Below are 14,874 nucleotides of genomic sequence, written 5' to 3'. Positions count from 1 at the left end.
AAGACAGCAGCGGCATCAGCGTCGACGACGTGGCCAAGCGCCTGATCGACTTCGGCTTCCACGCCCCGACCATGTCCTTCCCGGTGGCCGGCACGCTGATGATCGAGCCGACCGAAAGCGAATCCAAGGAAGAACTGGACCGCTTCTGCGACGCCATGATCCGCATCCGCGAAGAAATCCGCGCGGTGGAAAACGGCAGCCTGGACAAAGACGACAACCCGCTGAAAAACGCCCCGCATACGGCGGCGGAGCTGGTGGGCGAGTGGTCGCATCCGTATAGCCGGGAGCAGGCGGTTTATCCGTTGGAAACCTTGATCGACGCCAAATATTGGCCGCCCGTAGGCCGGGTCGACAACGTCTTCGGCGATCGCAACCTGATCTGCGCCTGCCCGTCGATGGCCGAGTACGCCTGAGAACAACGCATCACCCTGTAGGAGCAGCCGGTCGACGCTCGACTGCTCGCGATGGGCTCCAGAGCGCCGTTGGGCATCTGGTTCCCTGCGTCATCGTTAACGACCATCGCGAGCAGGCTCGCTCCTACAGAAGAGCAGCCCCCTATTCAAGAACAACCAGAGGAATTCACCATGTTCAGCAAACACGACCAGATCAAAGGCTATGACGACGAACTGCTGGCGGCGATGAACGCCGAGGATGCGCGGCAGGAACACCACATCGAATTGATCGCCTCGGAAAACTACACCAGCCAGCGGGTGATGGAAGCGCAAGGCAGCGGCCTGACCAACAAGTACGCCGAAGGCTATCCGGGCAAGCGTTACTACGGCGGCTGCGAGCACGTCGATGTGGTCGAGCAACTGGCGATCGATCGCGCCAAACAACTCTTCGGTGCCGATTACGCCAACGTCCAGCCACACTCCGGCAGCCAGGCCAACGCGGCGGTCTATCTGGCCTTGCTACAGCCCGGCGACACCGTGCTGGGCATGAGCCTGGCCCACGGCGGCCACCTGACCCACGGCGCCAAGGTCAGTTTTTCCGGCAAGCTGTACAACGCCGTGCAGTACGGCATCGACACCGCCACCGGCCTGATCGATTACGACGAAGTCGAGCGTCTGGCCGTCGAGCACCAGCCGAAGATGATCATTGCCGGGTTCTCGGCTTACTCCAAGACCCTGGATTTCCCGCGTTTCCGTGAGATCGCCGACAAGGTGGGCGCCTATCTGTTCGTCGACATGGCCCACGTCGCCGGGCTGGTGGCGACCGGTCTGTACCCCAACCCGATCCCGTTTGCCGACGTGGTGACCACCACCACCCACAAGACCCTGCGCGGTCCCCGTGGCGGGCTGATTCTGGCCAGGGCCAATGCGGAACTGGAGAAGAAACTCAACGCCGCCGTGTTCCCCGGCGGTCAGGGCGGCCCGTTGATGCACGTGATCGCCGCCAAGGCCGTGTGCTTCAAGGAAGCGCTGGAGCCGGCCTTCAAGGCTTATCAGGCGCAAGTGATCCGCAACGCCCAGGCGATGGCCAAGGTGTTTATCGAGCGTGGCTATGACGTGGTGTCCGGTGGGACTGACAACCACCTGTTCCTGGTCAGCCTGATCCGCCAGGGCCTGAGCGGCAAAGACGCCGACGCCGCCCTCGGCCGTGCCGGCATCACCGTGAACAAGAACGCCGTGCCCAATGATCCGCAATCGCCGTTCGTGACGTCCGGGTTGCGCATTGGCACCCCGGCCATCACCAGCCGTGGTTTCAAGGAAGCCCAGAGCATTGAACTGGCGGGCTGGATCTGCGACATCCTCGACCACCTCGGCGATGCCGATGTCGAGGCCCAGGTGGCGCGGCAAGCGGCGGCGATGTGCTCGGACTTCCCGGTCTATCGCGACTGATTGCACAGCAATAACCCTGTAGGCGCGGGCCTGCTCGCGATGGACGTATAGCTGATGCGTTTTCGTCAGAAAGCCCGCGTTATCGTTAGCGACCATCGCGAGCGGGCTCGCTCCTACAATTCTGCGTACACAAGGAAAGAATATGAGCGTTGAAGTCGGCACCAAACTGCGCGGCGCAGATAAAGTCGCGCGGATTCCGGTCAAGATCATCCCGACCGATGTGTTTGCGCGTAAACCGGACTGGATCCGCGTACGCATGCCGATCTCTCCCGAGGTCGAGCGCATCAAGCAATTGCTGCGTAAACACAAGCTGCACAGTGTCTGTGAAGAAGCCTCGTGCCCGAACCTCGGCGAGTGTTTTTCCGGCGGCACCGCGACCTTCATGATCATGGGCGACATCTGCACCCGGCGCTGCCCGTTCTGCGACGTGGGCCACGGTCGGCCGAAACCGCTGGACGTCGATGAACCGACCAACCTCGCCGTGGCCATTGCCGAGTTGCGCCTCAAGTACGTAGTGATCACTTCGGTGGACCGCGATGACCTGCGCGACGGCGGCGCCCAGCACTTTGTCGATTGCCTGCGGGAGATCCGCAAACTCTCGCCGGGCATACAACTGGAAACCCTGGTGCCGGACTATCGCGGGCGCATGGACGTGGCCCTGGCGATCACCGCCAGCGAGCCGCCCGATGTGTTCAACCACAACCTGGAGACTGTTCCGCGCCTGTACAAGGCCGCGCGGCCAGGTTCGGATTTCGAGTGGTCGCTGGATCTGCTGCAGAACTTCAAGCACCGGGTGCCGCATGTTCCGACCAAGTCCGGGCTGATGCTGGGCCTGGGTGAAACCGACGCGGAAGTCATCGAGGTGATGCAGCGCATGCGTGAACACGATATCGACATGCTCACCCTCGGCCAGTACCTGCAACCCTCGCGCAGCCACCTGCCGGTGCAGCGCTTCGTCCACCCGGACACCTTCGCCTGGTTCGCCGAGGAAGGCGCGCGGATGGGTTTCAAGAACGTCGCCTCCGGGCCGCTGGTGCGTTCGTCCTATCATGCCGATCAACAACTGCATGGAGGTGCGGCGGGAATCACGCCATGATGGGCTGACTTGCCATGCCTTTCGGAGACCCGGCCCGATGCCCTTTGCAATTCGAACATTGCTCCTGTCACTGAGCCTAACCCTGCCCTGTCTCGTCGGTGCAGGCGAGGCGGTCAACACCAGGCCCGAACACATGGTGTACCTGCGCACGATCGATCCGGGCATCGCGCAGGACATCCGCTACGCCAGCGCCCACAACTTCACCGGACACCCGCTCGACGGTTATGCGGCACCGGAGTGCATGCTGTCGATCAACGCTGCCAAGGCCCTGGCCCGGGTGCAAAAAGACTTGCAGGCGCAAGGCTACGGCCTGAAGGTCTTCGACTGTTATCGGCCCAGCCGCGCGGTCGCCGACATGGGGCGCTTCGCCACCGAGCCAGGCGACCCGCGCAAGGCCGAATTCTACCCACGGGTGGACAAGCAAGATTTCTGGCGCCTGGGCTATGTGGCCCGGGTGTCCAATCACTCCAGGGGCAGCACCGTCGACCTGACCATGACCGGCCCGGACGCCCTGCCCGCCGATATCTGGACGCCCGCCGCTACCGCCGTCGATTGCACGGCCCCCTACGGTCAGCGCTGGCACGACGGCGCCGTCGACATGGGCACCGGTTTCGACTGCTTCGACGAGCGCGCGCACACTGACTCGACGCAGATCAACGCCACCGCCAAGGCCAATCGCCAGCGACTCACCCGGGCCATGGAGAAAGAAGGCTTCAGCGGCTACTCGGCCGAGTGGTGGCACTTCACCTACAGCGGCGATGCAACGCTGAAAGACGTCATGGATTTCCCCATTACGCCGCTGGCACTGGGGGATGTTCTCAAGACCAGCAATCAACTGATTGTGGTCACCAGCCATAGCTGGACCGACACCCACGCGACCGCTCAGCGTTATGTGCGACAGGGCAACAGCTTTGGCAAGTACCAGGCAGCGTTCGATGTGGTGCTGGGCAAGAACGGGCTGGCCTGGGGCAAGGGCCTGGGCCCCATTGATCAACGCGACGGGCCCATCAAACAGGAAGGCGATGGAAAGGCGCCGGCCGGGATATTCAAACTGGGGACGGCGTTTGGCTACGACACCACCGCTGAAACCCGGCTGCCTTACCTCGCGCTGACAGCCACCACTGAATGCGTGGATGACGGCCACTCCCAACGCTACAACCAGATCGTCGACGGCGCGACGACAGCGAAGGACTGGAGCAGCTCCGAGCAGATGCGCAGCATGGATGAGCTGTACCGAAAAGGCATCGTCATCGAACACAACACGCCAGCCACCCCGGCGGCGGGTTCGTGCATTTTCTTCCACATCTGGCGCAGCCCTGCCTCGCCGACGCTGGGCTGCACCGCCATGGATCAAGCCGATATCACTCGGCTGTTCAGTTGGCTGGACCCAAGCCAGGCGCCCCTGCTGATTCAAATGCCCGAGGAGCAATACGAGCAATTGCGCGCCAGCCTGGACCTCCCCGAACGTTGAATGCCAGACGCTGACGGTCAGTCGAGCGAGCTGTCCATCCCGTACAGGTGCGGGCGCCGATCGCGATGCAGGTCATTGCGCTCGCTGATGCGCTTGTTGCGCGCCTCGGCGAGGTTCAGGGTGGCCAGCAAAATCTGCTCACCGCCCTGCTCCGCGGGGCCGGCTACCGGATAGCCGTCGGCGTCGACAATCACCGAGCCCTGCACCCAGCCCACCCCGCGTTCATGGCCGTAGCGGTCACACGCGGCGATGAACAAGCGGTTGACCGAGGCATTAGCCTGCACCCGCAAGACTTCCGCCGGGCGCTCGGTTTGCGGCCGTGGGCCGTCGGGCCAGTTGACCGGGGCGCAGAGCAGGTCTGCGCCGGCCAACGCCGGCAGGCGCACCCACTCCGGGAACTCCAGGTCGTAGCAAATCAGCATGCCGATACGCCCGTGGACCGTTTCGATGACCGGCGGTGCTTCACTGCCGGCGGTGAAGATTTCCTTTTCGGCATCCCACAGATGCGCCTTGCGATACACCGCGCGCACACCCTGGGCATCGATCAGCGCCGCACTGTTGGCCAGATCATCACCGCCCAGGTGCTCGCAGAAGCCGCCCACCACGACAAGGTTCAGTTCCCGGGCCAGCGCTTGCCAAAGGCGCAGCGTCGGGCCATCGCGGGTTTCCGCCAGGGCCAGGGCTTCGTTGCGGTCGGCGAACAGGTAACCGCTCTGCACCAGTTCCGGCAGTACCACAACCTGCGCCCCCCGCAGCGCCGCCGAGCGAATGGCACGCTCGGTGAGGCTGCGGTTGTAAGCGAGGTCGCCGATTTTCGGCGCCAACTGGCAGCAAGCGACCAGGGTACTTTTTGCAGTGTTCAACGCCCCGCCTCCACAGTTTGATGGGCCATGGCGACGATGTCTTTTTCGCTGATCCCGTCGATAACCCGGCGCTCGGCGACCAGGTCCAACGAACGACTGAGGAGGAAATACGTCAGTCCGGACACCACCAGTCCCACCAGCCAGGCAATGTCGACACCTTCAAGCATGCGTGCCAGCGGGCCGACGAACACTTCCTTGTTGGCAGCGGCATCGAAGATGTAGAAAAACGGCACCATCGCGGCAAACCCGATCAGGTACGAGGCGATGCCGCGAAATTGCCAGGCGCCGTAGATACCGTTGGGTGTAAAGAAATGCGGGATCGCGTAGCGGCCTTTGCGCACAAAGAAATAGTCCACCAGATTGACCGCGGTCCAGGGCACGAGGAAGTACAGCAACAAGACCAGGAAGGTGTTCAACAACGCAATGCCGTCACCTTTGATCGACAGCACGCAGGTCAACAGAATCAGGCTGATGACGCTGATCGACAGCACCCGGGCACGGGGCGTCGGGGTGATCTTGCTGATCGAGTCGACACCGGTCAGCAACGTCAGCATGGCACTATAGGTATTGAGCGCAATGATCGGCAGGAAACCCGCCACCGACACGATCACCAGCAGATTGCCCAACCCCGGGACCATCGAAGAACCGACCTGATTGAGCGCCACCAGCGCGTCCGCCGCTTTCAGTTCCTGGGCGAGCCAGGCACCGAGGCCGATCATCCAGCTGCCCGACAACGAGGCGCCGATGAATACCGCTGCGATCAGTTTCGGCCGACTGGTGTTTTTCGGCAGGTAACGGGAATAGTCGGAAACGTAAGGCGCATAGGAAATGTTGTAGCTGGCGCCGATGGCAAACAGCGTGGCGAAGGCAATCCAGCTGAAGCCCAGGTCCGTGGCTGGCGTGACGCCCTGGGAACCGGCACCGAACATCAGCGCGATTGTCACCAGCGCATACAACGGCAACGTTGCCAGCAACGCCCACTTGAAGGCTTTGTGCATCAAGTCGTGCCCATAGATCGACAGCAGCGCGCCCACGAGTACGACGGCCACGGCGACGAAGGTCGGGTTGATCCCGAACACATGCTCGAGGCCGTTCATGATCAGCGAGATGTTCACCACGTTGAAGCCGACGAACACGAACATCGTCGCCATCAATGCCAGGATCACCCCGCGATAGCCGAACTGGGCACGGGACTGGATCATCTGCGGCAAGCCCATTTCCGGCCCTTGCGAGCCATGGAATGCCATGAAAATGGTGCCGAACATGATACCCAGCGCGCCGGCCAGCAGGGTCCACAGCGCCGATAACCCGAGGCCCGGGCCGACAAAGCCGATGGAGATGGTGAAGAAATGGAAATTGCCGAGAAACCAGAATGGCCCCTGGCTGCTGAGCTTGGCGTGGCGTTCGTTTTCCGGGATGTAGTCGATCGAGTGGCCTTCGATGGCCAATCCGCTGCTGGCCTCGGCGGCTTGCGCGGAAAGTGGGGATCCTGACATACGATGATTCCTATGCAGTTGATTGTTTTTGTTGTGGGTGCAGCGGTCGATTCGACGTCCGGATCAGGTAAAAACTCGGAAAAAGCTGACGATGACCCTGATTTCCCTGCAATGTATGGCGTTGGTCAGGGCGGTAAAATATCGCAGGCACACTGTTTACATAGATCCACACCTATGTGATTGAACATCGGGAGCGCCCATGCTGGGAACTGTAACGGAGCTGGATCTGCGCTTGATCCGGGTATTTCTCACCGTCGTCGAGGCCGGCGGGATTTCGGCGGCGCAAACCGCCCTCAACACCACGCAACCGACCATCAGCGCGCAGTTGGCGACGCTTGAGGCGCGGGTCGGTTTTCGTCTGTGCGAACGGGGACGGGGTGGATTTTCGGTGACGCCCAAGGGTGGCCAGTTTGTCGAGGCGGCCCGGCGCTTGCTTGCGGCAGCCGAAGGCTTCCGGGTTGAAGTCCAGCACATCAACCGCAAAGTCTCGGGCAACATCAACATCGGCCTGCTCGGGCAAATCGACCCGGTGGCCAACAAAAAAATCGGCCTGGCCATTGCGCGCCTGCGGGCCAGGCACGAAGGGTTGTACTTCCACTTCACCGAACTGTCGTCATCGCTGCTGGAAGAGAAAATCATCAACAGCCACATCGACCTGGCCATCGGTTATTTCTGGCACCGCTTGCCCAATATCGACTACTTCCCGCTGTTCCAGGAAACCCAGATCGCCTACTGCGCGCCGTCTCATCCGCTATTCAGCCAGGTGGGCGCACTGACCCGGGACGATGTCAGCCACTACGACTGGGTCTGGCCAAGTCATCCCTTGCCGGAAATGCCGGCACCCACCTCCATCGAACGCCTGACGGTGCTCACCGACAGCATGGACGGTGCCGCCCTGCTGATTCTGTCGGGCCAACACCTGGGTTTTCTGCCACAGCACTATGCGGCACGGCATGAACAACTGGGGCAACTGCACCCGCTCAACCCCGAGTTGCTGCGCTATGAGGTGGGTTTCCATGCGGCGGTGCGGCATTCATCGCGGCAGCGTGATCTGGTCAGTGCCTTCCTGAATGAATTGATCGACATCTTTGGCGCGTCCTAGATCAATCGGCGGGTGTTGGCGACCTGATTGGCATTAGCGCAAGACCTGTGGGAGCGAGCTTGCTCCCACAGGGAATGTGGTGGTTTCAGGGACGGATATCGTTGGCCGGGACGACGTCGATCCGCGCGACCGCGCTGGTCAGGTGCGCCAGATCCTTGTTGTGTTCGGCAATGATGTCTTCTGCGGCCATATTGCCGTTGTCGACGGTGGAGTGGGCATCGGCCGCGAGCACTACGTCGTAACCCAGTTTCAGTGCCTGGCGCACGGTGGCGTTGACGCAGTAATCGGTTTGCAGACCACAGATAATCAGGCGGCTGACGTCCAGCTCCTGCAACTGGTCATGCAAGTGGGTCTGATAGAACGAATCGGGGGTGGTCTTGCGCACGCGCAGGTCCTGGGGCGCGGTTTGCAATCCTTCGGCGAGTTGCCAGCCATCGGCGTTATACGCCAGGGGGCTGCCCTTTTCTTCATGCTGGATCAGCACCACGGGGAGCCCTTTGTTTCGGGCTTTGGCACTGAGGCCGTTGATGCGGTCGATGACTCGCTTGATCTGGAAGCACTCATACTCGCCGGAGCACAAGGCCTGCTGGACGTCGATGATTAACAGTGCGGTAGTCATGGTTCCTTCCTTGAAAAGTCAGTGGAACAGGGACGAACATAAGTCCGTCCCCGTCCAAACACAAGACTCAATAACCCAGCGACAGCCCGGTGTTACGCCGTGGATCGTTGGCGCCGTAGAAGCGGTTCTTGCCCACCGGTTTGCCGTCCAGGGACGGCGCGCCGACAAGAATCGCTGCCAGGTGGTTGGCGTCCTGCGGCCCAGCAAACTTGTGGCCCCAGCTTTCGAGGATCTTCACCGTATCCGGGCTGGTGGTGAAGGCTTCGAGGTTGGTTTCCTCCGGCAACCATTGCTGGTGGAAACGTGGTGCATCGACCGCTTCCTGGATGTTCATGCCGTAGTCGATGACGTTGAGCATGGTCAACAGGGTCGCGGTGATGATGCGGCTGCCGCCAGGGGTACCGACCACCATCACCACTTTGCCGTCCTTGGTGACGATGGTCGGGCTCATGGATGACAGCGGCGCTTTGCCGGGGGCGATGGCGTTGGCTTCACCCTGGACCAGGCCATACATGTTCGGCACACCGATCTTCGAGGTGAAGTCGTCCATTTCGTCGTTGAGAATGACCCCGGTTTTACTGGCCATGACCCCGGCACCGAACCAGTCATTGAGGGTGTAGGTCACCGACACCGCGTTGCCCCATTTGTCGACGATGGAGTAATGGGTGGTGTTGTTGCCTTCATGGGGCGCGACCCCAGGCTTGAGCTCGCGGGACACACCGGCTTTTTGCGGATTGATGGCTTCGCGCAGTTTGGTCGCGTAGTTCTTGTCCAGCAGATGGGCAATCGGGTTCTTCACGAAGTCCGGGTCGCCGAGGTAGCTGTTGCGGTCAACGTACGCGTGGCGCATCGCTTCGATCTGATAGTGCATGCCCTGGGCCGAGTGATAGCCCAGATCCTTCATCGGGTAGCCTTCGAGGATGTTCATGATCTGGCAGATCACTACACCACCGGAGCTTGGTGGCGGGGCCGAGACCACGTGGTAGCCACGGTAGTCGCACTCGATCGGCGCCAGTTCGCGGGTCTTGTATTTGTCCAGGTCGGCCTGGGTGATGATGCCCTTGTTGGCCTGGCTGGAGGTGACGATGGCGTCGGCGACCCAGCCTTTATAGAAGCCGTCGGCGCCCTTCTCGGAGATGGTCCGCAAGGTTTTGCCGAGGTCTTTCTGCACCAGCTTCTGTCCGACCTGCATCGGCTCGCCGTTGCTCAGGAAAATCGAACCGGAATCCTTCATGTCCTTCTTGAACACGTCGGTGGCGTAGTCCAGCAGATCAACGTCACCCTGTTCCAGCACGAAGCCGTCTTCGGCCAGCTTGATCGCCGGAGCGATCACTTCCTTGCGTGGCTTGGTGCCGTATTTGCTCAGGGCCAGCTCCATGCCGGACACGGTGCCCGGCACGCCGACGGCCAGGTGGCCGCGAGTACTCAGGTCCGGGACAACGTTACCCGCTTTGTCGAGGTACATGTCGGCGGTGGCGGCCAGCGGGGCTTTTTCACGGAAGTCGAGGAAGGTCTTGCGCCCGTCGGCCAGTTGAATGGTCATGAATCCGCCGCCGCCCAGGTTACCGGCGGCGGGATAGACCACCGCCAGCGCATACCCCACCGCCACGGCGGCATCGACGGCGTTGCCACCGCTCTTGAGCACATCCACGCCCACATGGCTGGCCAGATGCTGGGCAGTGACCACCATGCCGTTTTCGGCCGCGACCGGGGCTACGGAGGCGGCATGGGCCATCAGGCAGCTGAGTGCCAGTGAGGTCGCTATCAGCGATTTGGCAAAAGGTTCGTACTTCATCAGTCGGTCTCTTCTTGTTATTGAACAGGGGGAACGCTTCAGGAGCCGTAGGCAAGTATGGTCGCGATTGCGTATTGCGCCTCCCCGGCCAGGCAGTATCCTTAACGCCCGTTCAACAATTCGGCGTGGCCTTCGGCATGACTTACACCTGTAGCACCCTGGCGTCCCCGGTCGGTGAGTTGAAGCTGGTGGCGAACGGCTCGCGACTGGTGGCCATCCTCTGGGAAAACGACAAGCCGGGCCGGGTACGGCTCGGGCCCATGAGCGACGCACCAGATAACCCGATTCTGCTGCGCACGGCGCAACAACTGCGCGAATACTTCGCCGGCAGCCGCCATCATTTCGAGCTGGATCTGGAGTTTGTCGGCACGCCATTCCAAAAAAAGGTCTGGGCGGCGCTGTTGACCATTCCGTTCGGCGAGACCCGCAGCTACCGCCAGATCGCCGAGCAGATCGGCAGCCCGAGTGCAGTCCGGGCGGTGGGTGCGGCGAATGGCAAGAACCCGATTTCGATTGTCGCGCCGTGCCATCGGGTGATTGGTGCGTCGGGGAAGCTGACGGGGTTTGCCGGGGGGCTGGAGGCGAAGGCGTTGTTGCTCACGCTGGAAGGTGGACAATGGCCAAGCAACGGAATGACCGCCGACCTGTTTGGGTAAACAACGTCTCTGTGGCGAGGGAGCTTGCTCCCGCTCCAGTGCGTAGCGCTGGCAAATATTCGCCAGGCACTGAGATTTTCGGGGCCGCTTCGCAGCGCGACGCGAGCAAGCTCACCACAGAAGGGGGACGGCTTAAGCCGCGAATATGTTTTTCATCGCCGCATACTGCAACAGCATGATGGTCTTGGCATCGCAGATTTCCCCACGATAAAACGCCTCTAGCGCTTCATCGAAGGCCCATTCCAGCACTTCCAGTTCTTCGGTCTCTTCCTCCAGCCCGCCGCCTTCGCTGACCTTCGACGTCGCATCGTATTCGGCGATGAAAAAGTGCAGTTTTTCCGTCACCGAGCCCGGGCTCATGTAGGCCTCGAACACCGGCTGCACATGGTGCACGCGGTAACCGGTCTCTTCCTCCGCTTCGGCACGAATGCGTTCTTGCGGCGCGGCACCTTCCAACAGCCCCGCCGCCACTTCGATCAGCAGACCGTCGTGGCCGTTGACGAACACCGGCAAGCGGAATTGCCGGGTCAGGACCACGGTTTTCTTTTCGCGGTTGTACAGCAGAATCGCCGCGCCATTGCCACGGTCGTAGACCTCGCGGGTCTGGCGCTGCCACTCGCCGTTGTTGCGTTGATAATCGAAGGTGATTTTCCGCAACAGATACCAGTCGTGGGACAACACCTGTGAATCGAGGATATTGACCCGCTCGGCTGTGTTCGACATGACAACGCATCCTGTGTTTTCGAGATTGCGCATCTTAGGTGAAAAAGCCCGGCGTTTGATCCCTCAAACGAGCTGAGCCTTGTATTCCTTCACATAGGCACCAGCCAGGGACTCTTTCTGTTTGTCGTCGAGCAACTTGCCGGCCATCTGGAAGAACTTCTGCTCTTCCTCTTCGAGGTGGTGATGGACCTTCTCGGCCAGCTTCTTCGCGGTGGCCAGCCAGGCCGGGCTGGACATTTCGGTCTCGTCCAGCGCCTCCATCATTTCATCCATTTCATGGTGTTCGGCGATCGCATGGCGGCTGAGGTCGACGCCATTGTCGAATTCCATCAACGGGATGTAGAAATGCCGCTCTTCAGCGGTTTCATGGGCCTGGAGTTCGGACTTGAGCTGTTTGTAGGCTTCGACCCGTTGCGGGGTGTCGCCGCTGGTGCGAATCAGCGCTTTGGCATAGGTACGTTGGCGTTCGTGGCTTTCGCGCAAGGCTTCGAAAATATTCACGGCGTGTCCTCATGGGCGGCGTTCTGGAATGACGCGCTCTGAGGCTAGACATCTGCGCGCGGGCGACGGTTCCATGGGTGCCGGGGATAGATCAATCGCCGCGACCAAGATAGTCTCCGGCTTCACTGCCATAAGGACATAGCCATGACCCTGCGTATCGAGCTGTCGCCAAACCCCACGGAGGAAGAACGCCAAGCCATCCTGCTGCCACTGCGCGCCTATAACGCCTCGAAGGCCGGTGGTGCCGTGCCCGAGCACATAGCCCTGCTGGTGCGCGATGACAATGACGAAATCCTCGGCGGGCTGTACGCCCGGTTGTTCTACCAGTGGTTGTTCATCGACCTGTTGTCGGTGCCGGAGCAGGCGCGGGGACAGGGCATGGGTACGAAGCTGATGCAGATGGCCGAAGACCTGGCGCGGGAGAGGAAATGCATCGGGCTGTGGCTCGACACGTTCGAATTCCAGGCACCGGAGTTCTACAAAAAATGCGGCTATAGCGAGATCGGGCACATTGCCGACTACCCGCCGGGGTATAAGCACTTCTTTTTCCAGAAGCGCTTGAATGACTGAATCAATACGCCTGCTGTAGGAGCGAGCTTGGTCCGGGCGGCGTTCCGACGATGGACTCCAGGGCGACGCGTTTATTCAGAATATTCGCGTTATCGTTAACGTCCATCGTCGGAACGCCGCCCGGAGCCGGCTCGCTCCTACAGGGGGTGTGCATCAAGTCACAGGCAGGTCGCCAAGGCCGCCAGGCGCCGCTTGGCGACAAAGTCATCATGCTGTGCGTAGTAGCTCAACACGGTGCCCGAGGCATCGGTGGTCACGTCAACGAACGACTCCGCCGAACGCGTGTAGACGGTAGTTCCGCCCTTCTCGCCCGGCTGCAGGTACGCCGCGGCATCGACGCCGAACACCGCTTCGTCCTGCCAGGAAAACTGCACGCACTGGGCAACGTCCTTGGCCGGCTTGTCCGATTTCAGGGTTTTGTACGGAGGTTTGCTGCGGGCATCGCTCATCACCGAGCCCGCGCAACCGGCCAGCAACGTCACGGCCAGCGCTACCATCAGAATTCGCATTGCATTCGCTCATCAGGAAAAAGCGGACTGTATCACCGTGGCACGGCGTTTCGTTCTGCTTTACTGCATTTATACCGCGACACCGCGCGATGATTCGCGCACCCTGTCGCGCCCATCGCGTCGCATCGACCCCAATTCTGGAAGCCCAATGACACCCAACGCCGAGTTTTACAAACCGACCACTGAATATGCCGACAAGCTGATCAGTCAGATCGGTCAGACGCCCTCCTGGATCGCCAAGCGCATCGGCGTGACCGACAAGCGGATTCGTTACATCCTCGACGGCGAAAGAACCGTCAAGGGTCAAACCACGCCGATCCAGATGACCTACACCGAGCAGTTTGCCCTCGAATGCCTGGCGGCAGCGGCCAAGGCCAGCAAGAAACAGTCTTCGTAATCCCTTCCCGAGGCGTGACCATGGCGGCATCCGAACAACAACACGAAAAGGCACTGAAACGGTTTCTCGATGAACGCCCCGACCTGCGCGTCGAACTCGACAACCTGAATCCACTGCTCGCGCAGGCCAAGGGCGAAACCCTCGCGCAATATCGCGATGAGCGTTTGCATGAAGCCTTCGAGGCCGAAGCCGAGCGCCTTGGCCTGTTTGCCTGGGAATTGACACTGCTGTTGACCGCCGCCACACCCGAGGACTATCAGGCCCAGCGCCTGGAAGTCCATCGGGAAGTGGCCGAGATGGCCGGCATGGACTGGCTGGAGTATTGCGAGTTATATGGATTGACCCCGTAACGTATTGCTCAAGGATGCTTTCGCCGATGCTGCCTTCGTCTTCAAGTACCCACGCCAGTTCCAGACACTTGCACACTCAGAAATGGCGCGGACGTATCGGCCTGACGCTGGTGGCGATGCTCTCGGTGCTGGCCGGCATGACCGACGCCATCGGTTTCATGGCCAGTGGCGATTTCGTGTCCTTCATGAGCGGCAATACCACCCGGATGGCCGTTGCCATCAGCGTCGGCGACCTGGGGCTGAGCCTGCGCCTGGTACTGCTTGTCGCCACCTTCATCTTCGGCAATGCGCTGGGCATCATCGTCAGCCGGCTGGCCGGTCGCCGGGCGTTGCCCTTGCTGCTGAGCATCGCCTCGTTACTCTGCGCTGCCGCCGCCTGGCCATTTGAGTCGCAGCTGCCAGCCCTGCTGGCGGCGATCATCGCGATGGGCATGCTCAACGCCGCCGTGGAAGAGGTCAACGGTTTGCCGGTCGGCCTGACTTACGTCACCGGCGCCCTGTCGCGCTTCGGACGCGGGCTGGGTCGCTGGCTGCTCGGGGAGCGCCGTAACGGCTGGCGCGTGCAATTGATCCCCTGGACCGGCATGTTCGCCGGTGCGGTACTGGGCGCCGCGCTCGAACATCAACTGGGGCTCAAGGCGCTGTTCGCCAGCGGCCTGCTTGCTGCGGGACTGGGGTTGCTGTCGCTGAAGATTCCGCGGCGCTGGCAGTTGGGGTATATGCCGCGTTGACTGCAGTCCGCCATCGCTGGCAAGCCAGCTCCCACATCTATGGATATCCCCATTTCTGCAATACTGTTTTCGATGCGTGCTTGGCTTGCTTTCATCTATCCGGCGTCTGGGTGGCGACCCTGCGCCTCGATGAGAATCGCGCCCGACGGCCCTT

16 protein-coding genes and 1 pseudogene are annotated in these 14,874 nt (G+C 61.3%); 10 read left to right on the top strand and 7 right to left on the bottom strand.

The genetic code is table 11. The features are described from left to right. From F7R06_RS30345 to F7R06_RS30330, 4 genes and pseudogenes are all read left to right on the top strand, one after another. Nucleotides 1-413: pseudogene (locus F7R06_RS30345) on the top strand (glycine dehydrogenase (aminomethyl-transferring)); the annotation flags it as partial. Between the two features lie 171 nt (nt 414-584). Then, the gene (gene glyA / locus F7R06_RS30340) at nt 585-1,841 is read left to right on the top strand and encodes a serine hydroxymethyltransferase (protein WP_090323440.1); all 1,257 of its coding nucleotides are present in this window, start codon (nt 585-587) and stop codon (nt 1,839-1,841) included. A gap of 142 nt (nt 1,842-1,983) precedes the next feature. Continuing rightward, nucleotides 1,984-2,937, top strand: coding sequence for a lipoyl synthase (gene lipA, locus F7R06_RS30335; protein WP_090323442.1), 954 nt, complete (start codon nt 1,984-1,986; stop codon nt 2,935-2,937). A 37-nt stretch (nt 2,938-2,974) separates the two neighbouring features. Continuing rightward, nucleotides 2,975-4,408, top strand: coding sequence for a M15 family metallopeptidase (locus F7R06_RS30330; RefSeq protein WP_090323444.1), 1,434 nt, complete (start codon nt 2,975-2,977; stop codon nt 4,406-4,408). 17 nt (nt 4,409-4,425) lie between these two features. Here the strand turns inward: F7R06_RS30330 and F7R06_RS30325 are convergent, their stop codons facing one another. Together F7R06_RS30325 and F7R06_RS30320 are read right to left on the bottom strand one after the other, a co-directional pair. Then, nucleotides 4,426-5,271: a nitrilase family protein gene (locus F7R06_RS30325; protein WP_090323445.1), complete on the bottom strand. Its 846-nt coding sequence runs from the start codon at nt 5,269-5,271 to the stop codon at nt 4,426-4,428. After that, the gene (locus F7R06_RS30320) at nt 5,268-6,767 is read right to left on the bottom strand and encodes a purine-cytosine permease family protein (RefSeq protein WP_090323447.1); all 1,500 of its coding nucleotides are present in this window, start codon (nt 6,765-6,767) and stop codon (nt 5,268-5,270) included. Before F7R06_RS30320 ends, F7R06_RS30325 begins: the two co-directional genes overlap by 4 nt. A gap of 199 nt (nt 6,768-6,966) precedes the next feature. On the opposite strand from F7R06_RS30320, the gene F7R06_RS30315 reads away from it, so the two are divergent. Beyond that, on the top strand, nt 6,967-7,869 hold the full coding sequence (locus F7R06_RS30315) for a LysR family transcriptional regulator (protein ID WP_090323449.1): 903 nt from the start codon (nt 6,967-6,969) through the stop codon (nt 7,867-7,869). A gap of 85 nt (nt 7,870-7,954) precedes the next feature. Here the strand turns inward: F7R06_RS30315 and F7R06_RS30310 are convergent, their stop codons facing one another. Together F7R06_RS30310 and ggt are read right to left on the bottom strand one after the other, a co-directional pair. Continuing rightward, a complete protein-coding gene (locus tag F7R06_RS30310; RefSeq protein ID WP_090323450.1) occupies nt 7,955-8,488 on the bottom strand; it encodes a cysteine hydrolase family protein in 534 nt (177 codons plus the stop codon). Between the two features lie 67 nt (nt 8,489-8,555). After that, nucleotides 8,556-10,283: a gamma-glutamyltransferase gene (ggt, locus tag F7R06_RS30305; RefSeq protein WP_090323452.1), complete on the bottom strand. Its 1,728-nt coding sequence runs from the start codon at nt 10,281-10,283 to the stop codon at nt 8,556-8,558. Between the two features lie 137 nt (nt 10,284-10,420). Here ggt and F7R06_RS30300 point away from each other — a divergent pair, with 137 nt between their 5' ends. Further along, a complete protein-coding gene (locus tag F7R06_RS30300; protein ID WP_090327427.1) occupies nt 10,421-10,939 on the top strand; it encodes a methylated-DNA--[protein]-cysteine S-methyltransferase in 519 nt (172 codons plus the stop codon). Between the two features lie 132 nt (nt 10,940-11,071). On the opposite strand, the gene F7R06_RS30295 is transcribed toward F7R06_RS30300, so the two are convergent. Both F7R06_RS30295 and F7R06_RS30290 read right to left on the bottom strand, forming a co-directional pair. Continuing rightward, a complete protein-coding gene (locus F7R06_RS30295; RefSeq protein ID WP_090323454.1) occupies nt 11,072-11,662 on the bottom strand; it encodes an NUDIX domain-containing protein in 591 nt (196 codons plus the stop codon). Between the two features lie 63 nt (nt 11,663-11,725). Next, nucleotides 11,726-12,163, bottom strand: a complete 438-nt coding sequence (locus F7R06_RS30290) for a hemerythrin domain-containing protein (protein WP_090323455.1) — start codon at nt 12,161-12,163, stop codon at nt 11,726-11,728. Nucleotides 12,164-12,307: 144 nt separating this feature from the next. Between F7R06_RS30290 and F7R06_RS30285 the strand changes: the two genes are divergently transcribed. Further along, the gene (locus tag F7R06_RS30285) at nt 12,308-12,733 is read left to right on the top strand and encodes a GNAT family N-acetyltransferase (protein WP_090323457.1); all 426 of its coding nucleotides are present in this window, start codon (nt 12,308-12,310) and stop codon (nt 12,731-12,733) included. A 158-nt stretch (nt 12,734-12,891) separates the two neighbouring features. Here F7R06_RS30285 and F7R06_RS30280 read toward each other — a convergent pair whose 3' ends face one another. Next, entirely contained in the window at nt 12,892-13,242 is a 351-nt protein-coding gene (locus tag F7R06_RS30280; protein ID WP_090327429.1) for a hypothetical protein, read from the bottom strand. A gap of 148 nt (nt 13,243-13,390) precedes the next feature. On the opposite strand from F7R06_RS30280, the gene F7R06_RS30270 reads away from it, so the two are divergent. The 3 genes from F7R06_RS30270 to F7R06_RS30260 are packed head-to-tail and all read left to right on the top strand — an operon-like array spanning nt 13,391 to nt 14,720. Beyond that, entirely contained in the window at nt 13,391-13,639 is a 249-nt protein-coding gene (locus F7R06_RS30270; RefSeq protein WP_090327432.1) for a hypothetical protein, read from the top strand. A gap of 20 nt (nt 13,640-13,659) precedes the next feature. After that, on the top strand, nt 13,660-13,989 hold the full coding sequence (locus F7R06_RS30265) for a DUF6388 family protein (RefSeq protein WP_090323459.1): 330 nt from the start codon (nt 13,660-13,662) through the stop codon (nt 13,987-13,989). Between the two features lie 26 nt (nt 13,990-14,015). Continuing rightward, complete coding sequence (locus tag F7R06_RS30260; RefSeq protein ID WP_090323460.1) at nt 14,016-14,720, top strand: YoaK family protein; 705 nt, start codon at nt 14,016-14,018, stop codon at nt 14,718-14,720. Nucleotides 14,721-14,874 lie beyond the last annotated feature (154 nt).

The sequence above is a fragment of the Pseudomonas moorei genome, from assembly GCF_008801475.1.
GTDB classification, from domain to species: Bacteria; Pseudomonadota; Gammaproteobacteria; order Pseudomonadales; family Pseudomonadaceae; genus Aquipseudomonas; species Aquipseudomonas moorei.
The sequence above is the reverse complement of the archived record's forward strand: the minus strand, read 5'-3'. Positions and strand labels throughout refer to the sequence as shown.